22 protein-coding genes are annotated in these 25,651 nt (G+C 70.0%); 13 read left to right on the top strand and 9 right to left on the bottom strand.

Going from position 1 to position 25,651, the window contains the following annotated elements; genetic code table 11:
* Nucleotides 1-78 precede the first annotated feature (78 nt).
* The 3 genes from AC3DE2_RS11415 to AC3DE2_RS11405 form a co-directional block, all read right to left on the bottom strand.
* On the bottom strand, nt 79-720 hold the full coding sequence (locus AC3DE2_RS11415; RefSeq protein ID WP_488426271.1) for a hydrolase: 642 nt from the start codon (nt 718-720) through the stop codon (nt 79-81).
* A 124-nt stretch (nt 721-844) separates the two neighbouring features.
* A complete protein-coding gene (locus tag AC3DE2_RS11410; RefSeq protein WP_488426270.1) occupies nt 845-1,525 on the bottom strand; it encodes a hydrolase in 681 nt (226 codons plus the stop codon).
* A gap of 81 nt (nt 1,526-1,606) precedes the next feature.
* Nucleotides 1,607-2,473: a pirin family protein gene (locus tag AC3DE2_RS11405; RefSeq protein WP_488426268.1), complete on the bottom strand. Its 867-nt coding sequence runs from the start codon at nt 2,471-2,473 to the stop codon at nt 1,607-1,609.
* A 124-nt stretch (nt 2,474-2,597) separates the two neighbouring features.
* On the opposite strand from AC3DE2_RS11405, the gene AC3DE2_RS11400 reads away from it, so the two are divergent.
* From AC3DE2_RS11400 to chrA, 3 genes are all read left to right on the top strand, one after another.
* Nucleotides 2,598-3,509, top strand: a complete 912-nt coding sequence (locus AC3DE2_RS11400; protein ID WP_295380711.1) for a LysR family transcriptional regulator — start codon at nt 2,598-2,600, stop codon at nt 3,507-3,509.
* 71 nt (nt 3,510-3,580) lie between these two features.
* The gene (locus AC3DE2_RS11395; RefSeq protein ID WP_488426267.1) at nt 3,581-4,507 is read left to right on the top strand and encodes a methyltransferase domain-containing protein; all 927 of its coding nucleotides are present in this window, start codon (nt 3,581-3,583) and stop codon (nt 4,505-4,507) included.
* A 189-nt stretch (nt 4,508-4,696) separates the two neighbouring features.
* Complete coding sequence (gene chrA / locus AC3DE2_RS11390) at nt 4,697-5,923, top strand: chromate efflux transporter (protein ID WP_488426266.1); 1,227 nt, start codon at nt 4,697-4,699, stop codon at nt 5,921-5,923.
* Between the two features lie 9 nt (nt 5,924-5,932).
* Here chrA and AC3DE2_RS11385 read toward each other — a convergent pair whose 3' ends face one another.
* The 5 genes from AC3DE2_RS11385 to AC3DE2_RS11365 form a co-directional block, all read right to left on the bottom strand.
* Nucleotides 5,933-6,415 (bottom strand): sensor histidine kinase, encoded by a 483-nt coding sequence (locus tag AC3DE2_RS11385; protein WP_488426503.1) that lies wholly within the window; start codon nt 6,413-6,415, stop codon nt 5,933-5,935.
* Between the two features lie 814 nt (nt 6,416-7,229).
* Entirely contained in the window at nt 7,230-8,627 is a 1,398-nt protein-coding gene (locus tag AC3DE2_RS11380) for a sigma-54-dependent transcriptional regulator (protein WP_295382812.1), read from the bottom strand.
* Nucleotides 8,628-8,663: 36 nt separating this feature from the next.
* Nucleotides 8,664-11,108 (bottom strand): ADOP family duplicated permease, encoded by a 2,445-nt coding sequence (locus tag AC3DE2_RS11375; protein WP_488426264.1) that lies wholly within the window; start codon nt 11,106-11,108, stop codon nt 8,664-8,666.
* Nucleotides 11,105-11,881: an ABC transporter ATP-binding protein gene (locus tag AC3DE2_RS11370; protein WP_488426263.1), complete on the bottom strand. Its 777-nt coding sequence runs from the start codon at nt 11,879-11,881 to the stop codon at nt 11,105-11,107. Before AC3DE2_RS11370 ends, AC3DE2_RS11375 begins: the two co-directional genes overlap by 4 nt.
* Before the next feature lie 21 nt (nt 11,882-11,902).
* Entirely contained in the window at nt 11,903-13,159 is a 1,257-nt protein-coding gene (locus AC3DE2_RS11365) for an efflux RND transporter periplasmic adaptor subunit (RefSeq protein ID WP_488426262.1), read from the bottom strand.
* A 267-nt stretch (nt 13,160-13,426) separates the two neighbouring features.
* Between AC3DE2_RS11365 and AC3DE2_RS11360 the strand changes: the two genes are divergently transcribed.
* From AC3DE2_RS11360 to AC3DE2_RS11345, 4 genes are all read left to right on the top strand, one after another.
* Nucleotides 13,427-15,706: an arylsulfatase gene (locus tag AC3DE2_RS11360; protein ID WP_488426261.1), complete on the top strand. Its 2,280-nt coding sequence runs from the start codon at nt 13,427-13,429 to the stop codon at nt 15,704-15,706.
* A 161-nt stretch (nt 15,707-15,867) separates the two neighbouring features.
* Nucleotides 15,868-16,215 carry a PadR family transcriptional regulator gene (locus AC3DE2_RS11355; RefSeq protein WP_295382817.1) on the top strand — a complete coding sequence of 116 codons (348 nt, stop codon included), beginning with the start codon at nt 15,868-15,870 and terminating at the stop codon, nt 16,213-16,215.
* Entirely contained in the window at nt 16,212-17,123 is a 912-nt protein-coding gene (locus AC3DE2_RS11350) for an HAAS signaling domain-containing protein (protein ID WP_488426260.1), read from the top strand. Before AC3DE2_RS11355 ends, AC3DE2_RS11350 begins: the two co-directional genes overlap by 4 nt.
* Nucleotides 17,124-17,268: 145 nt before the next feature.
* Complete coding sequence (locus AC3DE2_RS11345; protein WP_488426259.1) at nt 17,269-18,231, top strand: alpha/beta fold hydrolase; 963 nt, start codon at nt 17,269-17,271, stop codon at nt 18,229-18,231.
* A gap of 27 nt (nt 18,232-18,258) precedes the next feature.
* Here AC3DE2_RS11345 and AC3DE2_RS11340 read toward each other — a convergent pair whose 3' ends face one another.
* A complete protein-coding gene (locus AC3DE2_RS11340) occupies nt 18,259-19,305 on the bottom strand; it encodes an AraC family transcriptional regulator (protein ID WP_488426258.1) in 1,047 nt (348 codons plus the stop codon).
* Nucleotides 19,306-19,378: 73 nt separating this feature from the next.
* Here AC3DE2_RS11340 and AC3DE2_RS11335 point away from each other — a divergent pair, with 73 nt between their 5' ends.
* The 6 genes from AC3DE2_RS11335 to AC3DE2_RS11310 all read left to right on the top strand — a co-directional run bounded on the left by AC3DE2_RS11335 (nt 19,379) and on the right by AC3DE2_RS11310 (nt 25,645).
* Nucleotides 19,379-20,674 carry an MFS transporter gene (locus tag AC3DE2_RS11335; RefSeq protein WP_488426257.1) on the top strand — a complete coding sequence of 432 codons (1,296 nt, stop codon included), beginning with the start codon at nt 19,379-19,381 and terminating at the stop codon, nt 20,672-20,674.
* Between the two features lie 15 nt (nt 20,675-20,689).
* Nucleotides 20,690-21,727, top strand: coding sequence for an NADP-dependent oxidoreductase (locus AC3DE2_RS11330; protein ID WP_488426256.1), 1,038 nt, complete (start codon nt 20,690-20,692; stop codon nt 21,725-21,727).
* Nucleotides 21,728-21,785: 58 nt separating this feature from the next.
* Nucleotides 21,786-22,178 carry a DUF6165 family protein gene (locus AC3DE2_RS11325; protein WP_488426255.1) on the top strand — a complete coding sequence of 131 codons (393 nt, stop codon included), beginning with the start codon at nt 21,786-21,788 and terminating at the stop codon, nt 22,176-22,178.
* 101 nt (nt 22,179-22,279) lie between these two features.
* Nucleotides 22,280-23,500, top strand: coding sequence for a helix-turn-helix domain-containing protein (locus AC3DE2_RS11320; protein WP_488426254.1), 1,221 nt, complete (start codon nt 22,280-22,282; stop codon nt 23,498-23,500).
* Nucleotides 23,501-23,548: 48 nt separating this feature from the next.
* The gene (locus tag AC3DE2_RS11315; protein ID WP_488426253.1) at nt 23,549-24,214 is read left to right on the top strand and encodes a Vgb family protein; all 666 of its coding nucleotides are present in this window, start codon (nt 23,549-23,551) and stop codon (nt 24,212-24,214) included.
* Nucleotides 24,215-24,883: 669 nt separating this feature from the next.
* Nucleotides 24,884-25,645, top strand: a complete 762-nt coding sequence (locus AC3DE2_RS11310) for a DUF899 domain-containing protein (RefSeq protein WP_488426252.1) — start codon at nt 24,884-24,886, stop codon at nt 25,643-25,645.
* Nucleotides 25,646-25,651 lie beyond the last annotated feature (6 nt).

The following is a 25,651-nucleotide window of genomic DNA, read 5'->3' as shown; positions in this document are numbered from 1 at the left end:
CCACAACCCCCCCCCCGCGCGCCGGGGCCTTTTTGGTGGGGGCGGGCCCCCCCCCCCGCCCCCCCCACTCCGGTCCATTTACTCGCTGCGGTCGTAGGAGAACTGGATGCCGGCGGTTCCGCCGGTTTCGATGAACAGGTTCATGAAGGCTGGCACGGTCTGCTGGCGGTTCCAGTCGCGCTGCAGTTCGCAGAACAGCTGCGGCACGCTGATCAGCTTGCCGCCGGCCTGCTCGATCCGGCGCAGCGCGGCCTCGTGCGCAACCAGCGAGGTACCGCCGACCGCATCGGCGACCACGTAGACCTCGTAGCCTTCCTTCAATGCATCGAGCGCGGGGAAGGTCAGGCAGGCCTCGGTCCACAGCGCGGTCATGATCAGCTTGCGGCGTCCGGTGGCTTCCACCGCCTGGCGGAACTCCACGTCCTCCCAGGAATTGATGGTGGTGCGGTCGTAGGTGGGGAACTTGTCCAGCACCTTGCGCAGCTGCGGAATCGGCGGCTTGTTCAAGCCGGTCTTGACGTTGACGGTCGAGTGCACGATCGGAAGACCGTAGGCCACCGCGGCCTTGGAGGCACCGACGATATTGTTGACCAGCAGCTGGCGATCCATCGAGGCGATGGAGTTCACCTGCACGGGCTGGTAGTCGATGATGATGAAAGCCGCGTTCTGCGGGGTGAGCAGGTGATCAGTCTTGGGATCACGGATGGATTCACTGGCCATGGCAAAGCTCCTGTGGATGGTCCGGCAATGCCGGAGGGAAGCATCGCGCCGCCGCGGGGGAGGAGAACGGCGTCGCGATGCGGGAAACGGAACCGGACCTGCCGGCTCCAACGGGTTGCGTTGCTCAGGCGCGCTGGGAATCCAGCGCCTCGTGGGTCTTCTGCACGTCCTGGGCCTTGGTGTAGCTTTCGATCAGCAGCTGGTAGTTCGGGAAAATCTGCGTATAGATCCCGGCCCATTGCCCGGCGTCGTCGCGATGCCAGGTCTTCTGCAGTTCGGACGCCACCGCGGCGGTGTCCATCGGCACCACGCCGGCCTGCACCACCCGCGCCAGGGTGATTTCCTCGGCCATCTTCGAGTAGGTGCCGGAAGCATCGATCACCGCGAACACCTGGTAGCCGTCGGCGACCGCGGCGATCGACGGGAACGCCATGCACACGCTGGTGATGGTGCCGGCGATGATGAGTTGCTTGCGGCCGGTCGCCTTCACCGCAGCGACGAAGTCCGGGTTGTCCCAGGCGTTGATCTCGCCCCGGCGGGCCACGTACTGCGCGTGCGGCGCGGCGGCGTGGATTTCCGGAATCAGCGGGCCGTTCGGTCCCTGCGGCACGGACGCGGTGGTGATCACCGGCAGTCCGGCGAGGGTCGCCATCTTCGCCAGCGCGGTGGCGTGCGCGCGCACCCGGGTGAACGGCATGTCGCCGATGGTCTGGAACAGGCCGCTCTGGTGGTCGATGAGCAGCATCGCGGCGTTGGCGGGATCGATGATCGGCTTGGCGCCGTTGAAGTTGGCGGGAAGGCTCATGGGGAAAACTCCGATGGGGGAGGACGGGCGGTCATTGCCCGGCGAGGGAAGAGGCACCCGCGACGCGGGCGCCTCCGGGGTTCACTGCGCGATCCGGCCGAAGCTTCCGCGGTTGAAGTCGTCGATGGCCTGGACGATCTGGTCCTGGGTGTTCATCACGAACGGGCCGTAGCCGACGATGGGCTCGTCGATGGGCTCGCCGCTGAGCAGCAGGAAGGTGGCGTCGGACTCGGCTTCGACGAACACGTCGGCGCCATCGCGATCCAGCACCACCAGCTGCGCCTCGTGCGCGGTTTGCTTGCCGTTGACGCGCAGCGCGCCCTTGAGCACGACCAGCGCGAGCGTGCGGCCCTCGGCGACCTCGAACGTGGTGCCGTGACCCTGCCGCAGGCGCACGTCCCACACGTCCATCGGGGTGAAGGTGCGCGCCGGACCGTGGTGGTCGCCATGACGACCCGCGATGACCCGCACGCTGCCGGCCTCTTCCGGCAGCGCCACCGTCGGGATGTCGGCGTCGAGCAGGGTCTGGTAGCCCGGCGCGGACATCTTGGCGTCGGCCGGCAGGTTCACCCACAGCTGCACCATGTCCAGGGTGCCGCCGCTGCGGGTGAACTCCGGCGAGTGGTATTCCTCATGGAGGATGCCGGAGGCGGCGGTCATCCATTGCACGTCGCCCGGGCCGATGCGGCCGCCGGCGCCGGAGGAATCGCGATGCTCCAGCTCGCCCTCGTACACGATGGTCACGGTCTCGAAACCGCGATGCGGATGCTGGCCGACGCCGCGCGGATGTTCCGCCGGCTCGAACCGGTACGGACCGGCGTAGTCGAGCAGCAGGAACGGGCTCAGGTGGCGACCGTGGGTCTGGTAGGAGAACAGCGAGCGGGCCGGGAAGCCGTCGCCGACCCAGTGCGGACGCGGGGCGCCGTAGACGCCGAGGACCTTTTTCATGGTGGACTCCCGCCCGGGGGCGCCGGGCATGATTTGCGATGGCGGCCACGTTAGTCCTGGGACGATGGACCCGGTAGTCGGCAAGATTTATCCTCAGAGTCCTACTGGGTGAACGATGACCGCCATGGTCCCGACCGATCTCAATGACCTGTTCTATTTCGCCCAGGTGGTGGACCACGGCGGTTTCGCCCCCGCCGGTCGCGCGCTGGGGGTGCCCAAGTCCAAGCTCAGCCGGCGCATCGCGCTGTTGGAGGAACGCCTGGGCGTGCGCCTGATCCAGCGGTCCACCCGCCGCTTCTCGGTCACCGACATCGGCCAGGACTACTACCGCCACTGCAAGGCGATGATCGTGGAGGCCGAGGCCGCGCAGGAGGCGATCGAACTCACCCGCTCCGAGCCGCGCGGCGTGGTGCGCATCGCCTGCCCGGTCGCGCTGCTGCACGCGCGCGTCGGCGCGATGCTGGCCGATTTCATGGCGGAGAATCCCAAGATCACCGTGCTGCTGGACGCGACCAACCGCCGCGTCGACGTGGTCGGCGAAGGCATCGACGTGGCGATCCGCGTGCGCCCGCCGCCGCTGGAGGACAGCGATCTGATCATCCGCGTGCTGGCGCAGCGTTGCTGGAACGTGGCCGCCAGCCCGCGCCTGTTCGAGAACAGTCCCGTACCGGCGACGCCGGCGGACCTGGCGCTGTATCCCACCCTGGATCTCGGTCCGTTCCACCGCGATCACAGCTGGCAGTTCACCGATCGCCAGGGCACCCTGGCCACCGTCCACCACGAACCGCGCCTGGTCACCGACGACATGACCGCCATCCGCATGGCCGCGGTCGCGGGGGTCGGCATCATGATGCTGCCGACCATGATGATGTGCGACGAACTCGCCGACGGCCGCCTGATCCGCCTGCTGCCGGAATGGCAGCCCAAGCACGGCATCATCCACGCGGTGTTTCCGTCGCGGCGCGGGTTGGTACCTTCGGTGCGCAGCCTGATCGACCACCTCGCGCAACGGTTCCAGGCGCTGGAGGAAGACTGAGCGACGCCGGCCCGGCGGTGACGCGGCATCCGCCGGCATAATCGGGGCATCGCCCACCGTCTGCGCCACGCATGTCGAATCCTTCCCCGCCCTCGCCCGTCGACCTGGCCACCCGCGAAGCCGCCGTGGCGCTGGCCGGCGCGTTCTCCGCCATCACCGGCGAACGACGCGACGAGGCACTGACGTGGCTGGGGCGCGCGGAGGCGCAGGGATCGCGGATGGCCGCCGCGCTGCACGGACACCTGTCCGATGCGGGTCCGGCCAGCGCCTACGAAGCCCACGAGGCGTTCCAGGCCTTCATCCGTGGCGGCGACAACGTGCCGCTGTACCACGCGGTCAGCCACGCGATGGCCCGCCGCCTTGAAAATCCGCGCGTGCGGCGCTTGCTGGACATCGGCGCCGGAGACGGCATGGCCCTGCTGCCCGCGCTGCGCGCGGCGGCACCGGTACCGGCAGAGGTGGACGTGGTCGAACCGCAGGATGGCCTGCGTTCGGCGCTGCAACGAGGATTCGCGGAGGCGGCGCCGGGAAGCCGGCTGTCGGTGCACGGCACCACGTTGCAGGCTTTCGCCGACAGCCTGGATCCCGCCGCGCATTGGGACCTGGCCCAGTCCAGTTTCGCCCTGCAGTCGCTGCCGCCGGACGAGCGCGTCGAAGCGCTGCGGGCGTTGCGCCCGCACGTGGACACACTGGTGCTGGTGGAGTTCGACGTACCCGCGCTGTCCCACGGCAGCGACGCCTACTTCCTGTCCGTCGCGCAACGCTACGAGCGCTGCCTGGCGCAGTATGGCGGCGATGCGGATCTGATCGCGCGCGGTTTCCTGGCACCGATGCTGGCCGGCCAACTGCGCCGCGACGTGGCGCCGTCCAACTGGGAGCAGCCGATCGCCGCTTGGCAACGCGAGCTGGAGCAGGCCGGCTACCGCCTGCGCGAAGCCCGGCACCTGCATGACTACAGCTGGTCGCCGGCCTGGTGGCTGGAAGTATCCGCGCGTTGATGCAGCCGGATTCCCGTAGGAGCGACGTGAGCCGCGACCGGGTTCGGGACGCGTCCAGGTAAAGCTCGCGACTTACGTCGCTCCTACAATCGCCTTTGGGAAAACTGCCATCATCGGGTCATCGCGGCGGGGTTCGATCAGGGGGTGGGCGTGGCCTCCCCCGTGCCGCGACGATCTGGAGCCCTGTCCTTGAACCACCCGCTCTCCTCCGGTTCCCGCACCTCGCCATCGGGTGCGATCGCGATCTTCCTGGTGTTCCTGCGCCTGGGCCTGACCTCGTTCGGCGGGCCGCTGGCGCACCTGGGTTATTTCCGCGCTGAATTCGTCCAGCGGCGGCGCTGGCTGGACGAGGATGCGTTCGCCGGCCTGCTCGGCCTGTGCCAATTCCTGCCGGGTCCGGCGAGCAGCCAGCTGGGTTTCGCGCTGGGTTGGCTGCGCGGCGGCTGGGCCGGCGCGCTGGCCGCGTTCCTGGGTTTCACCCTGCCCTCGGCGCTGTTGATGTACTGGCTGGCGCTGCATGCGCCGCGTGCGGCCACCACGCCGATCGGGGCCGCGCTGGTGCATGGCCTCAAGCTCGTGGCCGTCGTCGTGGTCGCGCATGGACTGTGGGCAATGGCGCGCACGCTCACCCCGGACCTGCGCCGCGTCGCGCTGGCGCTGGCGGTGGCCATGCTGGTGCTGCTTGCACGCGATCCCGCCTGGCAGCTGGCCGGCATCGCCTTCGGCGCGCTCGCCGGCGCGTGGTGTTGTCCACCATCGCCCGCGCCCACTGGCGGGATGCCCGCGCTGCGCACATCACGCTGGATCACGCCCGCCTGCGCGGTGCTGCTCGCCGTCGGCCTGCTGTGGGCGGCTTGGCCGCGTAGCGGCGCGCCCGGCCTGGAGGCACTCGCCGCCGCGAACTACCAATCCGGTGCGCTGGTGTTCGGTGGTGGGCACGTGGTGCTGCCTCTGCTGCAGGCCAAGCTGGTCGCGCCCGGCTGGATTGGCGCGGACCAGTTCCTGGCCGGCTACGGCGCGGCGCAGGCGATGCCCGGACCGATGTTCTCGCTCGCCGCTTATCTGGGCGCAAGTATCGACGTGGGCGCGGCGCGACCACTGGCGGCGACGGTGGCGCTGCTATGCGTCTTCCTGCCCGGTTTCCTGCTGCTGATCGCGCTGCTGCCGGGCTGGACCCGGATCGCCGCGCATCCGCGCCTGTCGCGGATGCTGTCCGGCATCAATGCCGCGGTGGTGGGATTGCTGGCGGCGGCGCTGTATCACCCGTTATGGACCGGCGCCGTGGGCAACCGGATCGATGTCGGCATCGTCGCCATTGGCCTGCTGATCGCCTGGCGCATCCGCAGGCCGGCGCTGTGGATCCTGGCGTGGTGCCTGGGCGCGGCATGGCTGGCGGCGGGATGTCCGCTCGCCTGACGCTTCGCGTCAGCGTTCCGATGATGCCAACGGCAACCGGATCTCGGCGACCGTGCCGGCTTCGGGCGCGCGCGACAGCAGTTCCAGGCTGCCCCGCTGCGCTTCCAGGATCTGCCGCGACAGCACCAGGCCGATGCCGGAACCGCCGGCCTTGGTGGTGAAGAACGGCACGAACAGGCTGTCGCTGGAAGGCAGGCCTTCGCCGCGATCCCGCACCTGCACGCGCGCCTGTCCGCCCTCGGGCCGCGCGAACAGTTCGACCGGCGCGTCGCCGCCCGCCTCGACCGCGTTGCGCAGCAGGTTGATCAGCACCTGTTCCAGTTGATCGGCGTCGGCCACCACCCGCAGTTCCGGATCGACATCGACCCGGATGCGCTCGTCGACCAGCCGGCGCACGCGTTCGCACAGCGGCGCCAGCATGACAATCACCGGCTGCGGCTCGGGCAACTTGGCCAGGCGCGCGTAGCCGCCGAGGAACCGCTGCAGGGCCAGGCTGCGTTTCTCGATCAGATCCAGCCCGCCCGCCAAGTCCGCGCGCGCCTCCGGATCGAATGAAGCTCCCGGCGCGGGCAGCACGCGGGTGAGCGTATCGGCCATCGAGGCGATCGGCGCCAGCGAGTTGTTGATCTCATGGCTCAGCACCCGCAGCAGGCGCCGGAATGCCTGCGCCTCCTCGTCGCGCAGCGCGCGTTCCATCGGCTGCACCACCAGCAGGCGGCCGGCCTGGCTGCGGCTGCGCAGCGAGGCGTGGCCGATCTGCCAGCGGCCCTGCTGGGCCGGAAACGCGTGCGGGTGGATGCGACCGTTGGGAATCGCGAACAACGGCGCCAGTCCCAGCGCATCCGCGCCCTGCCCCAGCAGTTCGGAGGCCGGTCGCCCGAGCAGGCGTTCGCCGGCCGGATTGATCAGGCGCAGGCGCCCATCCTGTTCGAACGCGAACACCGCGCCGTCCAGCGCGGCCAGCGTCTTGCTCAGCAACTGCACGCTTTCGTGCGAATCGCGTTGTTCGTCCTGCAGGCGCTGGGCCAGTGCGTTGAAGCGTCCCATCAAGCGCGCCTGTTCCTCGTTGCCGCCGGACACTGCGCCACGCACGCTGTAGTCGCCCTCGCGCAGGGATTCCAGCAGGCCGTCGAGGGTGCGCAGGCGGCGTCCGTCGGCATGCCGCTGCACGCGCCAGATGATTGCGGTCAGCGCCAGTACGCACACGAGCAGCAACCCGGCCTCGCGCGGCGCGGGCGTGCCCAGCGCGAGCACCGCCGCCAGCGCCAGCATCGCCGGCGCGACCAGCCAGACCGTGCGCGCGCGCTCAGCCCGTTTCATCGCCACGCAGGCCGTGCTTCTCCAGCCGCCGGTACAGGCTCTGGCGGGTGATGCCGAGTTGGTCGGCGGCGCGTTGCAGGTTGCCGCCCTGGTCTGCCAGCGCGCGCCGCATCAGCAGCGCTTCGGCCTCCTCCAGGGTCATGCGTTCGGACAGCCGCGGCTCGGCGGCGCCCGGCAGGCGCAACGCGGCGGCATCCAGCACGCCTTCGTCGGCCAGCAGCGCCGCGCGTTCCATCACGTGCGACAGTTCGCGCACGTTGCCCGGCCATGCGTAGGCGAGCAGCGCGCGTTCCGCATCGCGGCCGATGCGCGGCGCCGGGCGCCGGTATCGCGTGCAGGCGGAGGCCAGGTAGTGGCGGGCCAGCGGCAGGATGTCCTCGCCGCGCTCGCGCAGCGCCGGCACCCGCACCTGGAAGGTATTGATCCGGTACAGCAGATCCTGGCGGAATCGCCCGGCCGCGACTTCGGCCTCCAGATCCGCATTGGTCGCGGCGACCACGCGCACGTCCACCCGGCGCGTGCTCGATGAGCCCAGCCGCTCGAACTCGCCGTCCTCGATCGCGCGCAGCAGCTTGGGTTGCTGGTCGATCGGCAGGTTGCCGATCTCGTCGAGGAACAGGGTGCCGCCGTCGGCCAGTTCGAACCGGCCGGCGCGATCCTGGCGCGCATCGGTATAGGCGCCGCGCACATGGCCGAACAGCTCGGCTTCGAACAGGGTCGGCGCGATGCCGCCGATGTTCACCTTGACGAAGGCCTGCGCGGCACGGCGCGAGCCGCGGTGCACGAAGCCGGCCAGCCGGCTCTTGCCGGTGCCGTTCTCGCCCAGCAGCAGCAGGTTGGCGTCGCTTTCGGCGATCCGCGCCAGGTCGTCCAGCAGGCGCCGCATCAGGGGCGATTCGGCGATGAATTCCTCGCCGGCTTCCTGCAGCAGCAGTGCCTGCGCCTGGCCCAGCCGCCGCTCGCTGCGGCGGCTGCGGTCCAGGGCGATGCGGCTTTCCAGCACGTTCAGCACGCGCGCGTTCTGCCAGGGCTTTTCGATGAAATCGACCGCGCCGCGCTGCATCGCCGTGACCGCCAGTTCGATGCTGCCCCAGGCGGTCATCGCCACCACCGGCAGGCCCGGGCACATCGCCGCGATCTGCTCCACCAGCGCCAGCCCCTCCTCGCCGGACGTGGTATCGCGGCGATAGTTCATGTCCACCAGCACGGCGGCGAACTCGTCGCCGCGCAGGCAGCCCAGCGCGATCTCCGGCGACTCCGCGCCGACCATGCCGTAGCCGGCGCTCTTGAGCAGCATGCGCAGCGCTTCGCGCACGTCGGGCTGGTCGTCGACGACCAGGATGCGGGCGCCGGAAGACGGACGGGAAGTCGGAAAGGTGCTCATCCCCGCCAGTCTAGCGTCCGCGCCGCCGCGCGGGCGTCACTCATTGCGCAGCGCCTGCATCGGCGGCACCCGCGCCGCGCGCAGGGCCGGCGACAGCGCCGCCAGCAGGCCGGCCAGGCCCAGCGCGATCACCACCGCCCCGATCGCCCACGGATCGGCGACCTGCACCTCGAACAGGAAGCGTTGCAGGAACCGCGACATCGCCATCGCGATGCCCAGCCCGACCAGCATGCCGATCGCGATCTGCAGGCCGGCCTCGCGCAGGACCTGCCGCAACAGGCGCCGCGGTTCCGCGCCGAGCGCGGCGCGCACGCCGAACTCGTGCCGGCGCGCCGCCACCGCGGTGGCCATCACCGCGTACAGCCCCACCGCCGCCAGCAGCAACGCCAGGCCCGCGAACAGACCCACCAATAGCAGGTTGAGCTTCTGATCACTGGTGGTGGAGGCGACCACCGCGTCCATCGACTCCAGATCCGAAATCGGCTGCTGCGGCACCACCTCGGCGATGGCTTCGCGCAGCGCGCGCTCGGCGCCGCCGCCACCGGCGCCGGCATGCGACTGCAACGCATAGGTCAAGCCGCCGAAGCCACGGATGATCCCCCATGCCGCCGGTGGCAGCTGCGCCAGCGGGGTATACACGATCGGCGGCGGCGGCTCGGCCGGGCCGAACTGGCGCACGTCACCGACGACACCGACCACCCGCATCGGCACGCGCTGGTTGTCGCCGTCATCCTCGATGGTGACGATCTTGCCCAGCGGCGAGTCGCCCAGGTACTGGCGCGCGAACGTGGCGCTGACCACGCAGACGCGCTCGGATCCGGCGGTGTCCTGCTCGCCGATGCCGCGCCCGGCCAGCAACGGCATGCCGAACACGTCGAAGAAATCCGGCGTCATGAAGCGGTACTGCGCGGTGATCGAACGCCCGTCCTGCAGCAGGTAGCTCCAGTTCAGCTGGGTGGCGGTGGGCGGATTGCTGCCGGCGCCGACATGGGCCACGCCGGGCAACCGTTGTAGGCGCTCGATGATGCGATCGGTCTGCTCGACCATCGCATCCACTTCGGCGTAGCGCTCGCGAATCGGCGCCAGGCTGAAGAGGGTGACCGCGCGGCTTTCAAAGCCCATCGGCACTTCCGACAGGCGCTGCAGGGTGCGGGTGAACAGCGCCGCGCCAATCAGCAGCACCACCGCCACCACCACCTGCGCGATCACCAGGCCGCGCCCCAGGCGGCCCGCGCCGCGACTCCAGCCGGCGCGTCCGCCACCGACCAGTTCGCGGGTGAGCTGCAATCCGCGCACGCGCAGCACGCCCAGCAGCGAGGCCAGCAGCGCGGTGGCCGCGCCGGCCAGCAGGGCGAAGCCCACGGCGGTGGGCGTCAACGCGGCGGCCTCGCCGCGGATCCATTCCGGCGGCACCCAACTGGCCATCAGCCGCAGGCCCAGCCAGGCCAGGGCGATGCCGACCAGCGCACCGCCCAGCCCTATCAGCAGGCCCTCGGCCAGCGCCGGCAGGCCCAGCCGCACCAGCGGCGCGCCGAGCGCGACCCGCACCGCGCTGTCGTGGCTGCGGCCCAGCGCGCGCAGCAGCATCAGGCTGGCCAGGTTGATCGCCGCGATCAGCAGCACGCACGCGCCCGCGCCGAAGAACAGCCACAGGGTGTTGCCGGTGCGGGAGGAGAACACGCTGCCCTTCAGCGGCAGCGCATTGGGCGGGAACTCGCGCAGGTGGCGCTGCCATTCCTCGGTCATGCGCGGGTTCTGGCGCAGGACCGCGCCCAGCACGGTGCCGGCTTCGGCCGAGGCCTCGGCCACGCTGACGCCGGGCTTGAGCCGGGCGATGATCATTTCGTTGGTGGAGAGATTGGTGCTGGCCAGGTCCGGCTGCATCGGCAGCAGGATGTCGAACTGCACCGGCCACTGGAACGCGGCCGGCAACACGCCGACCACCTGCGCCGCGCGTCCTTCCACCTGCAGGCTCTGGCCGATGGCGGCCGGATCGGCGCCGTAGTACTGCGACCAGAACGCATGGCTGAGGATGACCGCCTGCGGGCCGTTGGGCCGGTCCTCCTCGGCGTTGAAATTGCGGCCCAGCGCCATCGGCAGGCCCAGGGTGTCGAGGAAGCCGCGATCCACGCGCAAGGATCCCACCACCCGTCCCTCGTCGCCGCGCGCGATGTTGGCGTTGATCGCCCAGCTGCGCAGCATGCCGCTCGACGCCAGGCTGCGCATGCGCTTCACCGGCGCGTAGTAGCCCGGCGCGGCCGAATTCCGCTGGGCGTCGAAATACTGGCCGAGCGTGACCAGCCGATCCGACTGCGGAAACGGCAGCGGCTTCAGCAGCGCCTGGTCCAGCAGCGAGAACACCGCCGTGGTGGTCGCCACGCCCAGCGCCAGGGTCAGCACCGCCAGCAGCAGGTAGCCGGGCCGGCGCAGCAGGCCGCGCCAGGACTGGCGCGCCTCGTTCCAGAGGATGGCGGCGCTCACGACACCGCCTCCAGTCCGGGCAGCACCATGTCGCGCTCGTGGCGCAGGCGTTCGAAGGTGTCCTCGTCGACGATGCGGCCGTCGAGCATGTGCACGATCCGCTGCGCGCGCCGCGCGAATGCCGGATCGTGGGTGACCATGCACAGGGTGGTGCCGTTCTCGTGCAGTTGTTCCAGCAACTGCATCACCGCCTCGCCGTTGTGGCTGTCGAGGTTGCCGGTCGGTTCGTCGGCCAGCAGGATCGCCGGGTTGCCGACCAGCGCGCGCGCCACCGCCACGCGCTGCTGCTGGCCGCCGGACAGCTGTCCCGGATAGTGGCGGGTGCGGTGGTTCATGCCGACCAGTTCCAGCACCTCGCGCACCCGCCGGGTGATGTCGGCGCGGCCGAAGCCGTCGCGGTAGGTCAGCGGCAGCGCGACGTTCTCCTCCACGGTCAGATCGGCGATCAGGTTGAACGCCTGGAAGATGAAGCCGATCTCGCCGTTGCGGATGCGCGCGCGGCCACGCGCGTCCAGGTCGGCGACGTTGCGGCCGTTGAGCCAGTACTCGCCGCCGCTGGGCGCATCCAGCAGGCCCAGGATCGACAGCAGCGTGGACTTGCCGCAGCCGGAGGGACCGGTGATGGCGACGAAGTCGCCCTGCGCGATGTCCAGCGCGATGTCCGACAACGCGTGGGTCTCGACCTCGTCGGTATGGAAGACCTTGCCCAGGTGCTGCAGGCGCAGCAGCGGCGCGGACGCGGCGGAGGAAGACGGAAGGGTGGCGGAAGTCATCGGGGCTCCTGGGGGGAAAGGTCAGCGTAAACGCAGGCGCGGGTACTGCGCCCACTGGCTGGTGTCGGAAAGCACGGCGCGGTCGCCGGGACGCAGGCCGCTACGGATTTCGATGCGATCGCTGGACGCGGCGCCGAAGCGCACCGCCGTCTGGCGCGCCTCGCCGCCGTCGCCGTCCAGCACGAACAGGGTGCCGGGGCTGCCGGGCACGGCCAGCGCCGGGCGCGGAATGCTGACGACGTCGCGCAGCACGCCCAGGCGGATGCGGCCATCGACCGAAAGGTCGGGACGCGCGCCGGCCGGCAACTGGCGGCCCAGATCGGCGTCGATGGTCACGCTGCCGTTGCGCACCGCCGGATCGATGCGGGTGAGCCGGCCCTGCACCACGCCGTTGCGGGTATCCACGCTCACCGCCAGATCCAGCGACAGATCCTTGGCCAGCACCTCCGGCACCTGCAGCCGCGCGATCAGATCGTCCGGGCGCGCGACCCGCGCCAGCTTGGCGCCGACGCTGACCTGCTGTCCGGGTTCGACATCGATCTGCTGGAGGATGCCGTCGCTGCCGGCGCGCACTTCCAGCGACGCGACCTGCTGGCGCGCGATCGCCAGGGTGCTGGCGGCTTCATCGCGCCGCGCCTGCGCCGCGCGCAACTGCGCGGCCATGTTCTGGCGGAAGGCCGACACGCGCCGGGTCTCGATTTCAGCGCGCCCCTGCTGGGTGGTTTCGGTGATCTGCGCCTGGCGCAGTTCGATCTTCGACATCACGCCGGCGGCGTGCGCGCGTTCGTAGGCCTGCGCCTTGACCTCGGCGATGCGCCATTCCGACTCGGCCTGCGCCTGCTGGGCCTGCTGGTCCAGCAGTTGCGAGGCCAGCGAGGTGCGCACCGAGGCGACGTCCGCTTCCGCGCCGGCCAGCGCCGCTTCGGCCTTCTCCAGGTTGGCGGTCAGTTCCGGATTGACCATGCGCAGGATCACCGTGTCGGCGCTGACCCGGCTGCCGGGTTGCACCAGCACCTGTTCGAGGGTGGAGACCGCGCCGGCGGTGATCCAGCGGATGTCGCGCGGCACCAGCGTGCCGGTGGCGCGGATCTCGCGGACCATGTCGCCGCGTTCGGCGGCGCCGATCCACAGGCTGCCGCGCTCCACCCGCGGCGCGGCCTGTCCGACGCCGAACACGGCGATCGCGGCGACCACCGCCAGGAACAGGATGGGACCGCCGACCAGCAGCAGGCGGCGGCGGCGCGTGGGGGAGCGTGAGGGCGAGCGTGCGATGTCCATGTCGTTATACGTGCAGACCGCGTGCCAGCTGCGCATCACGCGCAAGTGCCTGAACCATCGACTTCTTTTGGTATTGCGTGGCGCGCGCCGATGTCCGATACCGGACGATCGACGTCCGCAATCGGGCATCCCGGCCTGCCCCGCCGCCGATGCGCGCGGCGGGCGGACACCCGACAAATCCTTGGGAGAGAAGAAAGACGCTCCCGGTTGTCCGATCCGCATCCCGGCCTAGGATCGAGCCCTGGCCCCGGGGAAAATCCGCACTTCATGTCAGCCACGCACGCGTCACCACGCCGCCCCGCCGCGATCGCCGTCGCGCGGAAGCGTCGCTCCCGCTCCGGTTCATCCTGGTGGGCCGCCTGCCTGATCCTCCTGTGCCTGCCGGCGTCCGCGGCCGACTGGGGCCGGCCGGCCAAGGCCCCGCCGGGTGCGCCCAACATCGTGTTGATCCTGCTCGACGACGTCGGCTTCAGCGATCCCGACAGCCTGGGCGGCGTCTCGCGCACGCCGGCGTTTTCGCGCGTTGCCCGCGACGGTGCGCTGTTCACCAACTTCAACACCACCGGCATGTGTTCGCCGACGCGGGCCTCGCTGCTGTCCGGGCGCAACCACCACGCGGTGGGATTCGGCCGGGTCGCCGACTGGGCCACCGGCACGCCCGGCTACAACGCGGTCTGGAAACCGGAAACGGCGTCCATCGCCCGCGTCCTCAAGGATCACGGCTACAGCACCGCCGCCATCGGCAAGTGGCACAACACGCCGGAGTGGGAAGTCTCGCCCGCGGGGCCCTTCGATCGCTGGCCGACCGGGCTGGGCTTCGACTACTTCTACGGCATCATGAACCACGGCGGCGACAACCAGTGGGAACCCGCCAGCCTGTATCGCGACACCACGCCGGTGGAGGCGGAACACGTCCCCGGACGCGAATACCACCTGACCAGTGATTTCGTCGATCAGGCGATCGGCTGGCTGCACACGCAGGAGGCGGCGGCGCCCGACAAGCCCTATTTCCTGTATCTGGCGACCGGCGCGGTACACGCGCCGCACCATGTGCCGAAAGCGTGGATCGATCAGTACCGCGGCCGCTTCGACCAGGGCTGGGATGTACTGCGGCGCGAGATTTTCGCGCGGCAGCAGCGCCTCGGCCTGCTGCCTGCCAACGCCGAACTGACCGCGCGTCCGGCCGAAATTCCCGCGTGGGATTCGCTTTCGCCGGAAGAGCGCCGCGTGTTCGCGCGGCAGATGGAAGTGTTTGCCGCCTACCTTGCCCACACCGACCACGAGATGGGACGCCTGCTCGATGCGGTGCGTGGTGCGCCCGACGGCGACAACACGATCATCGTCTATGTCGCCGGCGACAACGGCGCCAGCGGGATGGAAGGCATCCACGGCCATATGGATGCCACCGCCGGTCACCAGGCGCAGCTCGCCCATCTGGATGAACTCGGCGGACCGCTGCATTTCAACGACTATTCCTCCGCCTGGGCGTGGGTGGGCAGCACGCCGTTCCAGTGGATGAAGGAAGTCGCTTCGCATTTCGGCGGCCTGCGGGTGGGCATGGCGGTGTCGTGGCCCGCGCGTTTCGCGGCACGTACGCGACCGATCGATCAGTTCTCGCACGCCAATGACGTGGTGCCGACGCTGCTGGAAGCGATCGGCATCGCACTGCCCGGGCGTATCGACGGCATCGACCAGCGTCCGCTGGACGGCGTCAGCCTCCTGCCGTTGCTGGAAGGAAAGGAACCATCGCCCGCGCAGCGGACGCAGTACTTCGAAATGCTGGGCAATCGCGCGCTCTACCAGGATGGCTGGATCGCCAGCGCGCGCCACATGACACCCTGGATCAAGCCCTATCCGGAAGGCTTCGACGCGGATCGCTGGGAGCTGTACGACCTGGAACACGACTTCAGCCAGGCACACGACCTGGCCGCGCGGTATCCGGAAAAGCTGGCGGCGATGAAGCGCGCCTTCGACGAAGAGGCGCGCCGGAACCACGTGTTCCCGCTGGCCAACTACGTCGAAGGCGCCGACCACGGAGCGCCCACGCTGGCGGACGGGCGCACCCGCTTCGATTTCATGCCGCCGTTGCCGCGCCTGCCGGCCAAGTCGCTGCCACGCCTGCCGCGCACCAGTTTCCGCTTCACCGCGGAGGTGGACGTGGGTGCTTCCGGAACGGCCGAAGGCATGCTGGCCGCCTACGGCAGCCGCCTGGGCGGCTTCGCCTGGTACCTGCGCGACGGCAAGCCGACCTTCGCCAACAACGTGTACGGACGCGACCGCGTTCTCGTCTCGGCGGAGCAGGCGCTGTCGCCGGGCATGCATCGGCTGGAACTGGATTTCACGCGCGATGCCTCCGGCAACGGCGGTGTCGTCCGCCTGCTCGTCGACGGCCAGCCGGTGGCGCAACAGCGGGTGGCGCGCCTGGGATCGTCGGTGCTGGGCTCGTTCGGGGTGGGCCGCGCCTATACCTCGCCGATCAGCGATGACTACCGCCTGCCGTTCGCCTTCACCGGCATGCTCAAGCGCCTGAGCCTGCAATTGCGCTGAGCTCCCGCCCCGGATCCCTTCCTTTTTCCGGGCCGGCAGGCCCCCCCTGAACCGGTTTGGCGGTCTGTCCGGCCGGCTTGCCGTTCGTCGGCTCGCGGGGCGATCCCGTTTACATACTGTGTGACACAAAGTACTGTTCGTCAAACGTTACGGGGTGGGACATGGTGGAAGCACGCGACAACCCGGGATCCAAGCTGGAACTGGAGCTGCGGCGCGGGGTGCTCGTGCTGGCGGTGCTGTCGCAGCTGCGTGAGTTCCAGTACGGCTATTCGCTGCGGCAGGCGCTGGCCCAGCGCGGCATGCCGATCGAGGAAGGCACGCTGTACCCGCTGCTGCGGCGGCTCGAAGGCCAGGGGGTGCTGGCCTCGGAATGGCGGATCGAGGACGGCCCGCCGCGCCGCTACTACCGGTTGAACGACGCAGGCGAGGCGATGCTCGCCGAACTGACGGCCTTCTGGAATTCCCTGGTCGGGACCATGGGCGGCCTGCTGCAAGGGGACGGGAAATGAATCCGAACGACGTGATCGATGCGTACGTACTCGATGTGATGCGCCGCCTGCCCGCGCGCGAGCGCGATGAAATCGGGCTGGAACTGCGTGGCCTGCTCGCCGAGATGCTGGCCGAACACGCCGCCGGCGAAGGTCGCGCCGCCGACGATGCGATGGTGCTGGCGGTGCTGCGCGATTTCGGCACGCCGGCGGAAGTCGCCGCGCGCTACCACCCGCCTGGCCTGGCGCTCATTTCGCCGGAACAGACCCGCGGCTTCACGATCATCGCGGTGGTCGGCCTGGTGCTGCAGTGGGCGTTGAGCCTGCCGCGCGTGTTCGACGGCAGCCTGCCGCTGGCCGGCTGGTGGCTGGGTCCGGGCCTGGGCGCGTTCTGGTGGCCGGGCTTCATGATCATGTTCACCCTGCTTGCCGCCTGGCTGCAGCGGCACGGCTGGTTCAAGCCGCGCTGGCGGCCGCAGTCGGTCGATCCCGAACGCGTCAACCGGAGCGCACTCGCCTTCGGCCTGGTGTGGTTCGCGATCGGCGCCGGCGTCGTGATCGCCCTGCCGTGGCTGACACCGCACCTGCCCGGCGCGCTGCCGCGGGTGCTGGCGCTGGATCCGGATTTCCTGCGGATACGCGCCTGGCCGGTGCTGCCGCTGTGGGCGGCTTCGTTCGCCCTCCTGGCCATGGTGCTGGTGCAGGGCCGCTGGTCGCCGCTGGCGCGCACGCTGGAAATCGTGTCCAGCGCCGCCTTCGTCGCGCTGCTGGTCTGGTGGATCGCCGGTGGGCGCATGTTCCAGGCCACGCCGACCGATCAGGCCGCCCGCGGGATACTGGCGCTGATCACGATCTACATCGTGGTGGATCTGGCGGTGCGCCTGCATCGCCGCCGCGCCCGCATCCGCCTGCCTGCTCCCACTCGCTGATTCTGCCCACTGATCCCGCTCACTGATTCTGCGCACTGATCCTGCTCGCTGATCCCGCCGGCTGACCTTGCCGGCGGATCAGGGCCGCCGATCCCGACGGCCGGCTGCGCCGGCCTTTTTTCCTTCCTTCGCAAGGAGTACCACCATGCTTCGCGCGTGTCTGATTTCGTTCGTCCTGATTCCGGCCAACCTGGGGCCGGCCAACATCGCTTTCGCGGGTGAAACTGCCGCACCGACGGCGTTCGTGCCGCCACCCCCGCCTGGCCAGCTCGTCGACATCGGCGGGCGTCGCCTGCACCTGGACTGCAAGGGCGACGCGTCCGGTCCCACCGTGATCTTCGAAGCGGGCCTGTCGCAGTACACCGCCCGCTCCGCCTTCGCCAAGGTGCAGGACGCCATCGCGCCGTTCGCCCACGCCTGCACCTACGATCGCGCCGGCCTGGGCTGGAGCGATCCGGTGGCCGGCGCGCGCACGCAGCAGGACATGGTGGTGGATCTGCACGCGCTGGTCGCCGCGAAGAAACTGCGGACGCCGCTGGTGATCGTCGGCCATTCCGTCGGCGGGCTGCTGGCGCGTTTGTACGCGCATGAATATCCGGATGAAGTCGCCGGCCTCGTGCTGGTCGACGCCAGCCCCGAGCCGTACCTGTTCACCCCGGGCGCGGCGAAGTTCCGCGCGAACCTGACGGCGGAAATCGAGGCCGGATTGAAGAAGGCCCAGGGCGACGGCCCGGTGGTGCCGCTGCCGGCCGAAGTCGAGCCCGACATCGTGGTCGCCTTCCTGCCACGCGTGCTGGCCACCGTGAAGCAGGAATACGAAGCGCTCGATCGGGTGCCCGCCGCCATGCAGCAGGCGCGCGGCTACGGCACGCTCGGTGATCTGCCGCTGGCGGTGATCCGGCGCGGCAAGACCGAGACGCCGCCGAACGCCGAGGACATCCAATGGCGCCAGTGGCAGGAAGATCTGGCGACCCTGTCCTCGCGCGGCTCCCTGGTGGTGGCGGAAAACACCGGCCACGTCATCCCGTACGAGAATCCGGCGGTGGTCGCCGACGCGGTGCGCTGGATCCTCGACGAGATCCGGCGTGACACGATCCGCAAGCCCTGATCGGCCCTGCGCCGCGCCGCGCGACGATCAGCGCGGTGCGCGCGCCTCGAACGCGGTGCGCGGCCGCGCGTGCAGCTGCGCGCTGCGCAGCGCGCCGGGCGACTGGCCGATGATGCGCTTGAACGCGCGGCTGAAGGACGCCTCGGAGTCGTAGCCCAGCCGGTTGGCCGCCACCGCCACCCGCATGCCTTCCTGCGCGATCCAGCGCCGCGCCTGGAACATCTTGATGCGGGCGACGTAGCGCGCCGGGGTCTCGCCGAGCGTGCGGGTGAAGGCCTCGGCGAAGCGCGAGCGCGACGCGCCCATCAGGCCGGCCAGTTCCGGCACGCTCCAGTCGCGTTCCGGTTCGGCGTGGATGGCCGCGATCACGCGGCCGATCGACGGGCAATGCACGGCGGCGATCCAGCCCGAGGAATCGCTGCAACCGCATTCCACCCATGCGCGGATGATGCTGGCGGCCAGCACGTCGGCCAGCCGCGCCATGATGCCGCAGGCGCCGATGCGATCCAGCGAGACCTCGCGCTCCATCGCCTCCAGCATCGCCGGCACGGTGGGATCGCGTTGCGCCAGTTCACCGGCGCGCATCATGTCCGGCATCATCGCCAGCAGCGGATGCAGCGGATCCAGGTTGAAGCGCATGCTGCCGCAGAACATCACGCTGCGTTCGCCGTCGTCTTCTCCCGCCTGCGCATCCGTCCTGACCAGATAGATGTCGTCCGACACCGGCACCCGCGCCAGCGCGTCGATGTCGATCGCCGGCACGTCGGGATCGCTGGCGATCACGTGGAAGCTGCCGCGCGGCAGCAGCACGGCGTCGCCCGGGTTGAGCCGCACCCAGTCGGCGTCGCGCAGCTTCAGCCAGCATCCGCCCTGGGCCACGAAGTGGAAGCGCGCCTCGCGGCTTTCCGGGAAGGCCACCGCCCAAGGCGCGCGCATCACGCAGCGGCCGTACTCCACGCCGTCCAGGCGCAGGCCCAGCAGAACCTGGGTAAGCAGATCGCGTCCGTCGGCCGACGCGGGCCCGGCCTTCACGGGCGCCTTGGCGCGCAAGGCGCTGGACGAATGAGCAATCATTCAGGCCTTTCCGGCATGGAAACGCCAGCATCATACGCCTAATCTGCCGATCCGCCCCCCACAGGCTGCCCCCGTGTCCTCCCCCTCCTGCTCCGATTGCACCGCCGACGCGCTCCTCGACGACGCCGAGGCGCTTTCCCCCGGTTCCCCCGCCTCTGCATCGCCCGCCGACACCGAAGCTCCCGCCCGCTGGGCCGCCGTGTCCTCGCTGGCGCTGGGCGTGTTCGGGCTGGTCACCGCCGAATTCCTGCCGGCCAGCCTGCTCACCCCCCTGGCCGCCGACCTGTCCATCAGCGAAGGCGCCGCCGGGCAGACCGTCACCGCCACCGCGTTGATCGGCGCGATCGCCGCGCCATCGATTCCGCTGCTGACCCGGCGCCTGGATCGCAAGCACGTGATGCTGGCGCTGACCACGCTGCTGGTGCTGTCCAACGCGATCGCGGTCACCGCCGACAGCCTGTGGCCGCTGCTGGCGGCGCGGGTGATGCTGGGGGTGGCGCTGGGCGGTTTCTGGTCGATGGCCGCGGCGCTGGCGATGCGGCTGGTGCCGGAATCGAAATTCCCGCGCGCGATGTCGTTCATCCTCACCGGCGTGTCGGTCGCCACCGTGTGCGCCGCGCCGGTGGGCGCGTGGATGGGCGAACTGTGGGGCTGGCGCAGCGCGTTCGTCGCCGCCGGCGCGCTCAGCGTGATCACCCTGCTGGCGCAGGCGTTCACCCTGCCCTCGCTGCCGCCGATGGCCAATCCGGATCTGCGCGTGCTCGGCCAGTTGTTGCGCCGGCCGGGCGTGCGCATGGCGCTGCTGGCGGTGCTGTTGGTGATCTCCGGCCATTTCGCCGGCTTCACCTACCTGCGTCCGCTGATGGAGAACATCACCCACCTGTCGGTCGGCGCGATCTCGGCGGTGCTGCTGGGCTACGGCGTCGGCGGTTTCTTCGGCAACTTCGCCGGCGGCTATCTGGCCGGGCGCAGCGAACGCACCGCGATCGTATTCGGCGGCACCCTAATCGCGCTGCTGGCCATCGCCCTGCTGCTGGCCGGCCAGTCGATGGCGATCACCGCCATCGCGATCACGCTGTGGGGCTTCGCGTTCGGCGCGTTCCCGGTCGGCTTCCAGATCTGGATCATCCGCGCCGCGCCGGACCAGGCCGAAGGCGCCGGCGGCCTGCTGGTGGCGGCGTTCCAGATCGCCATCGCCACCGGCGCGATCGGCGGCGGCCTGCTGGTGGATCATGTCGGCGCGATCGGCGGACCGCTGTTCGCGGTCATCATGATGACCCTCGGCACCCTGCTGACCCTGCGCCACGGACCGCGCCCGGCCGCCTTCACCGCGGGCGAGGCGATGCCGTCGCGCCAGGGTTTCCACTGACATCACGAGCCGCTCATGTCCACGCCCGCCAACGCTCCGCTCAACCGCCGCATCACCCTCGCCGCGCGCCCGCGCGGCCTTCCGGTGGCGACCGACTTCCGCCTGATCACCGAGCCGGCGCCGGCGCCGGGCGAAGGCCAGGTGCTGCTGCGCACGCTGCACCTGTCGCTGGATCCGTACATGCGCAACCTGATGGACGAAGTCGGGCCGGGCTACGCGCCGCCGCTGGCGCTGGGCGATGTCATCGTCGGCGGCACGGTCAGCCGGGTCGAGGCCTCGCGCCATCCGGATTTCCGCGAAGGCCAGATCGTGCTCGCCAACGCGGGCTGGCAGGACTACGCGCTGTCCGACGGCGCCGACCTGGCTTCGCTCGACGGCCTGCCGCGGCCTTCGCTCGCGCTCGGCGGCCTGGGCATGCCCGGCTTCACCGCCTACGTCGGACTGCTCGACATCGGCCAGCCGCGCGCCGGCGAGACGGTGGTGGCGGCGGCGGCCACCGGCGCGGTCGGGGCGGTGGTCGGCCAGCTCGCGAAGTTGAAAGGCGCGCGCGTGGTCGGCATCGCCGGCGGCGCCGACAAGTGCCGGTTCGCGGTGGAGGAACTGGGCTTCGACGCCTGCCTGGATCGGCGCGAGGGCGATCTGGCCGCGCGCCTGGCCGCCGCCTGCCCCGACGGCATCGACGTGTACTTCGAGAACGTCGGCGGCGAGGTGCTGGACGCGGTGCTGCCGCTACTCAACCTGCATGCGCGCGTGCCGGTGTGCGGCTTCATCGCCCACTACAACGATCGCGACGCCGCCGGCCGGATCGATCATCGTCCGCAACTGCTGGCGACGATCCTGCAGAAGCGCGTGCGCATGCAGGGCTTCATCATCCTGGATCACTACGCGGACCGCTTCGATGCATTCCGTCGCGACATGCGGGAGTGGATCGCGAACGGCGACATCCGGCTGCGCGAGGACGTGGTGGATGGTCTGGAACAGGCCCCGGCCGCTTTCTCCGGCCTGCTGCAGGGCCACAACTTCGGCAAGCTGGTGGTGCGGGTCGCGGACTGAGGCGCCCGCCGTCGCCAATCCGCTATCATCCGCGCACTCCCAGGACAGGAATGCGCGCGTGGATTCGATTCGGGTACCGGTGTCGATCGGTGAACTGGCGGACAAGATCACCATCCTGGAGATCAAGTCCGAACGCATCGCCGATGAAGGCAAGCGCCGCAACGTGATCACCGAATTGCAGGATCTGCTGCCGCTGTGGGAGCCGATTGCCGCTCGCCACGCGTCCATGGCCGATCTCAAGGTGCAGTTGAAACAGGCCAACGAGCGCATGTGGGACGTGCAGGACGCCCTGCGCGCGAAGGAAGCCGCGCAGGTGTTCGACGATGAGTTCATCCAGCTGGCGCGCGCCGTCGCCCGGCACAACGGCCACCGGGTGGGCCTGAAGAACGCCATCAACCAGCAGGGCGGCTCGGCCTTCATCGAAGAGAAGGAATACCGCGCGGAGGGCTGACCTCCCGCGCCGCGACGCCGGCGGGCACGCCCCGCCGGCGCGACGCATCGCCTCCTCGCGGTGATTCGCCCCCGTCACCCGCGCCGGGTTAGCCTGTCGCGATGGACGCCCTGATCAACGCTTCCGCCCGCGCGCTCGCCACCGGCGACGCGCTGGGCGCGCTCAAGCGCATCGCCCTGCGCGAGGACCCGCCGGCGCTGGCGTTGCGCGGCATCGCCATGGCCCAGCTGGGCGAACATCCGCGCGCGCGCGAACTGCTGCGCCGGGCCGCGCGCGGCTTCGGCGCGCGCGAGCCGTTGCCGCGTGCCCGCTGCGTGGTGGCCGAGGCGGAAGTGGCGCTGGCGATGCGGGATCTGGACGCCACCCCACGTGCGCTGGAAGGCGCCATCGCCACCCTGGAAGCGCACGCCGATCACCTCAACGCCAGCCAGGGCCGCTTGATCGCCGCACGCCGGCAGTTGCTGCTCGGCCGTCTCGACGCGGCCGCCGCCACCCTGGCGGCGCTGGCGCGCGGCCGCTTGTCGCCCGCGCTGGCCGCGATCGCCCAACTCGCCCGCGCCGAACTGGCGCTGCGCGGCCTGCGCACCGGCGTGGCCCGGGCCGCGCTGGAGCGCGCCGGACAGGCCGCCACGCAGGCGGGCATTCCGGCGCTGCTGGCGGAAATCGCCGACGCCCGCGGCCTGCTCGCGCGTCCCGCCGCGCGACGCCGGCATGCCGATGGCGAACAGGCGCTGCGGCTGGACGAAGTCGAAGCCCTGCTGGGCTCCGGCGCGCTGGTGATCGACGCCTGCCGGCGCGGGCTGCGCCGCGATGGCGCGTGGTATCCGCTGGCGCGGCGGCCGGTGCTGTTCGCGCTCGCGCGCGCGTTGGCCGAAGCTTGGCCGGACGACGCCAGCCGCGAACACTTGATCGCGCAGGCATTCCGTACCCGCGATCCGGACGAAACCCACCGCGCGCGCCTGCGCGTGGAGATCGGCCGCCTGCGCGCGTTCGCCGCACCGCTGGCGCGCATCGAAGCCAGCGCGCGCGGCTTCGTGCTGATTCCCCACGATGCGCGCGAAGTGGCGCTGCTGGTGCCGCCGCTGGAAAGCGAGCAGGCCGAACTGCTGGCCCTGCTCGCCGACGGCGCGGCCTGGTCGACCTCGGCGCTGGCGCTGGCGCTGGATACCAGCCAGCGCACCGTGCAGCGCGCGCTTGCCGAGCTGGAAACCGACGGCCGCGCGAGGGCAATCGGCCGGGCCCGCGCGCAGCGCTGGGTGGCGCCACCACTGACCGGATTCACGACGATCTTGTTACTCCCCGCCGCGCTGCCGGCTGGCTAGAGTGTTTCCATCGCGCCACGCCCGGCGCATACCGCAGGAATCCAGGCCATGACCCGCACCGCCGTCCATTCCGCCGCCCCCGCCAGCACCGCCGAGATCGTCCGCGAGTATCCGCTCGACCGCGTCGAAGGCGTGCATGGCGTGACCTACGACGGCACCCGCATCTGGGCCGCCACCAACGAGCGCCTGATCGCCATCGATCCGGACAGCGGCGCATCGGTGCGCAAGCTGGAACGTCCCTGCGACGCCGGCACCGCGTTCGACGGCAAGTACCTGTACCAGATCGTCGATTCGCGCATCGAGAAGATCGATCCGGCCAACGGCGAAGTGGTGTCCTCGATTCCCGCCCCCGCCCAGGGCGGCAACACCGGACTGGCGTGGGCCGAAGGCAGCCTGTGGGTCGGCCAGTACCGCGATCGCCGCATCCATCGCATCGATCCGGCCACCGGCGCGATCCAGCGCACCGTCGAGTCCAACCGCTTCGTCACCGGCGTCACCTGGGTGGACGGCGAACTCTGGCACGGCACCTGGGAAGGCGACGAAAGCGAAATCCGCCGCATCGATCCGGACAGCGGCGACGTGCTGGAACGCCTGCAGATGCCGGCCGGCACCAATGTCAGCGGCCTGGAATCCGACGGCGCGGATCTGTTCTACGCCGGCGGCGGTTTCACCGGCAAGGTCCGCGCGGTACGCAGGCCGCGACACGCCGCGTGACGCGCGGCGCGGGCCACTGACCACATTCCGCGCCGCCGCCTCGTAAACACCTGATCGCAGATTGATGCTTTTGCCTTCCCCTTGATCAGCCATTCGGCGGTTGAGAGGCACTTGAGGGAGATTTGCTTTTACCTCCCCCTTTTTAAAAGGGGGATCAAGGGGGATTTGCTCTCCGCGCGAAAAGCAAATCCCCCGGTCGCCTCCGGCGCCCCCCCCTTCTTCGAAGGGGGTTGGATCACCAGACTAATTTTGTTTCCACCTCCCCTCGATCAGCCATTCGGCAGTTGAGAAGCACTTGAGGGAGATTTGTTTTTACCTCCCCTTTTTAAAAGGGGGATTAAGGGGGATTTGCTCTCCGCGCGAAAAGCAAATCCCCCGGTCGCCTCCGGCGCCCACCCCCTTCTTCGAAGGGGGTTGGATCACCAAGCAGATCTGCTTTGCCTACCCCTTAGAAATGCCTTGCTTCCCCCTCGATCAGCCATTCGGCAACTGAAAAGCACTGGAGGGAGATTTGTTTTTACCTCCCCCTTTGTAAAAGGGGGACTGAGGGGGATTTGCTCTTCCGCGCAAAAAACAGACCCCCTCCGCCTCCGGCGCCCCCTTCTTCGAAGGGGCAGCCACCCATCGCAACCGCCTCCCCCCAGCACCGCACCCACCAGGAGAAGACTCATGAACCTCATCGCAGACATCCCCACCACCGCCCCCCGCATCATCAACCGCGAACAATGGTTGAAGGAACGCTTGCAGTTGCTCGCGCGCGAGAAGGAACTCACCCGCCTGGGCGACCGCGTCGCCGCCGAACGGCGTGCCCTGCCGTGGGTGAAAGTCGAGAAGGACTATGTGTTCGATACGGTCGATGGCCCGCGCCGGCTGGCCGAACTGTTCGATGGCCGCCACCAGTTGCTGGTCCAGCACTTCATGTTCACGCCCGGCCGCGAACAGGGCTGCCGCAGTTGTTCCTACATGGCCGACCACAGCGACGGCGCGCTGCCGCACCTGGCCCAGCGCGACACCACCCTGCTGGCGATCTCGCGCGCGCCGCTTGCCGACATCCTGCGCTTCCGCGCGCGCATGGGCTGGAAGTTCCCGTGGGTGTCCTCGTTCGACAGCGACTTCAACTACGACTTCGGGGTGAGCTTCACGCCCGAGGACATGGCCACCGGCGCGGTCGACTACAACTACGCCCACCAATACTTCCCGCATCCGGATGCGCCCGGCATCAGCGTGTTCCATCGCGACGACGACGGCACGGTCTTCCACACCTATTCGCGTTTCGGACGTGGCGTGGAAGTGATGATGGGTACCTACCCGCTGCTCGACCTCACTCCGAAAGGCCGCGACGAAGCCGGGCTGGAGGACACGATGTCGTGGGTGCGCCACCACGATCTCTACGAGCAGGCGGGCGCCAGAAGCACCTGCTGCCACGGCTGATCGCCG

Source organism: Pseudoxanthomonas sp. 68-E7, assembly GCF_057773145.1.
This window is presented reverse-complemented; position numbering and strand designations above follow the sequence as displayed.

Excerpts from the sequence above, each read along its gene's own strand:
- AC3DE2_RS11415 (WP_488426271.1), bottom strand. The coding sequence starts at position 720 with ATGGCCAGTGAATCCATCCGTGATCCCAAGACTGATCACCTGCTCACC.
- AC3DE2_RS11410 (WP_488426270.1), bottom strand. The coding sequence starts at position 1,525 with ATGAGCCTTCCCGCCAACTTCAACGGCGCCAAGCCGATCATCGATCCC.
- AC3DE2_RS11405 (WP_488426268.1), bottom strand. The coding sequence starts at position 2,473 with ATGAAAAAGGTCCTCGGCGTCTACGGCGCCCCGCGTCCGCACTGGGTC.
- AC3DE2_RS11400 (WP_295380711.1), top strand. The coding sequence starts at position 2,598 with ATGGTCCCGACCGATCTCAATGACCTGTTCTATTTCGCCCAGGTGGTG.
- AC3DE2_RS11395 (WP_488426267.1), top strand. The coding sequence starts at position 3,581 with ATGTCGAATCCTTCCCCGCCCTCGCCCGTCGACCTGGCCACCCGCGAA.
- AC3DE2_RS11380 (WP_295382812.1), bottom strand. The coding sequence starts at position 8,627 with ATGAGCACCTTTCCGACTTCCCGTCCGTCTTCCGGCGCCCGCATCCTG.
- AC3DE2_RS11370 (WP_488426263.1), bottom strand. The coding sequence starts at position 11,881 with ATGACTTCCGCCACCCTTCCGTCTTCCTCCGCCGCGTCCGCGCCGCTG.
- AC3DE2_RS11365 (WP_488426262.1), bottom strand. The coding sequence starts at position 13,159 with ATGGACATCGCACGCTCGCCCTCACGCTCCCCCACGCGCCGCCGCCGC.
- AC3DE2_RS11360 (WP_488426261.1), top strand. The coding sequence starts at position 13,427 with ATGTCAGCCACGCACGCGTCACCACGCCGCCCCGCCGCGATCGCCGTC.
- AC3DE2_RS11355 (WP_295382817.1), top strand. The coding sequence starts at position 15,868 with ATGGTGGAAGCACGCGACAACCCGGGATCCAAGCTGGAACTGGAGCTG.
- AC3DE2_RS11350 (WP_488426260.1), top strand. The coding sequence starts at position 16,212 with ATGAATCCGAACGACGTGATCGATGCGTACGTACTCGATGTGATGCGC.
- AC3DE2_RS11345 (WP_488426259.1), top strand. The coding sequence starts at position 17,269 with ATGCTTCGCGCGTGTCTGATTTCGTTCGTCCTGATTCCGGCCAACCTG.
- AC3DE2_RS11340 (WP_488426258.1), bottom strand. The coding sequence starts at position 19,305 with ATGATTGCTCATTCGTCCAGCGCCTTGCGCGCCAAGGCGCCCGTGAAG.
- AC3DE2_RS11330 (WP_488426256.1), top strand. The coding sequence starts at position 20,690 with ATGTCCACGCCCGCCAACGCTCCGCTCAACCGCCGCATCACCCTCGCC.
- AC3DE2_RS11320 (WP_488426254.1), top strand. The coding sequence starts at position 22,280 with ATGGACGCCCTGATCAACGCTTCCGCCCGCGCGCTCGCCACCGGCGAC.
- AC3DE2_RS11315 (WP_488426253.1), top strand. The coding sequence starts at position 23,549 with ATGACCCGCACCGCCGTCCATTCCGCCGCCCCCGCCAGCACCGCCGAG.
- AC3DE2_RS11310 (WP_488426252.1), top strand. The coding sequence starts at position 24,884 with ATGAACCTCATCGCAGACATCCCCACCACCGCCCCCCGCATCATCAAC.